At 58.7% G+C, this 1,628-nt stretch carries 1 protein-coding gene; it reads right to left on the reverse strand.

Annotation, left to right across the window (positions count from 1 at the left end):
* On the reverse strand, nucleotides 1-1,280 hold a 1,280-nt coding region (locus AC11W3_RS20595), incomplete at its 3' end, for a YncE family protein (RefSeq protein WP_484093679.1).
* Nucleotides 1,281-1,628 lie beyond the last annotated feature (348 nt).

Raw genomic sequence — 1,628 nt, forward strand, 5'->3', positions numbered from 1 at the left:
TCGCTGAGGACGTAAACTTTCGTTCCGTCCTGGCTGTAACACATTAGTCCTACCGGAGGGTGGATGGCGGGCTCCCCTGGCAAGAAGGAAGTCATACCCTGGGGCGGGACTATCGTGGCGTCGTATACAAAGTAAGTGCGCGGTGGTTCTGCGCTGCTCACCAACATGCGGGTCCCATCTGGGCTCAAAGCGCCGTAGGGGGAATTGGCAGCGAATTGCCCCACCACTACCGGGGGCGAAGCCGTCGCGTCGATCACGAATCCCCTGCGCTCGAAGCCGGCGAATAAGCGCGTCCCTTCAGGATTGCTTAAGATAAAGACGGCCGAAAAGGGGTCGCCGTTAATAGTTGTGATGAGGGTTGGCGTGGCATGAGTGTCGAAGACGGAGATATATTCGGGCTTTGCTCCTCCGGCGACAAAGACAAGAGATCCTGTCGGTGTGGTCGCTATAGAGCCATTCCCAACCATTGTCCCGACCAGGGGGATGGAGCCGGTCACCCTGGGAGGGGTCGCGGTAAGATCGACTACTTTTATGGTGGCGTCGCCGCTCGGACCGCAGGCGACGAAGGCCTTTTTACCGTAACGGTCGACAGCTACTGACGCCGGAGAAGCCCCGACCGCCACTGTTGCTGTCACGGTGAAGGGAGATTTCGTGGTGTCTATTATGGAGAGGCCTTGCGACCCCGCGACGTAAAGCCGGCTCTTGTCATGGTTAAGGACCAGAGGCCCCGGCTGCGACACGGCGGTTATTGTCTCGACCGTCGAGGGCATAGTGCTTGTCGTGTCGATCACCAGGATCTTGTTGGCAGCAGTCTGTGAGACGTAGAGATACGGCTCCCTTTCCTTGAGCCACACCTGCATGCCATTCTCATTGGCCAGCCAGATGTCTTCCATTTTGAAGAAGGTCCGTTTCTGCGGAGCGGCTGCGTAGAGAGCGACCTCGACTTCATCCAGCCTCCATTCATCGTCCGCTGGGCCCGTCGCCTTGCTCGACTTCCTGATGTAGACATACTGAATCTTATCCAGGTCAACGACGCGGTATTCCGGGTCGTTGCTGCCATCGCCTCCGGTAGCCGGTGTAGAGCCCGCGAGGGCTGCGGCATCCCACACGTCCCCGAAGCTTAATTTCACCGTCTGTCCTGCCGCGAAGTTTCCGGGGGTCAGGGGGTATTCGCTCCCGCCTCCCGATCCCACGACCCCGACATAGAGACGGTCCTTCGTTCCAGCAGCCGGTATGTTTTTCGTGACAACCCTTACGACCATACCTTTGATCTTAGCCATTTTGATGCCTCCTTTCCGAGGGCGCCTTTCTCGACCGCTACCGATGTGGCAGGGCCCCCGGACACCCCACCAAGGCTAGCATGTATCCCGGGGGAATCAACGCACTGCCGGGACGATCGGAGTGGACGCGGCGACTCGAGCTTCCACTGGCCGTTCAGCTTGAGGTGCCGACGGCCCCTTAATGATTGCGGTCGTCGGTGCTGCTATGGTATGAGTGAAGGGCTCAAGAGCGATACCAGCCGAACAATCAGGTGGGGGGTGACCCTGCCGGGAGATAAAATGCAGGAGCGTTTGCAGAAAATACTGTCACAGGCGGGAATTGCCTCCCGCCGCGAATCCGAAAAGATC

The organism is Geomonas sp., from assembly GCF_056994735.1.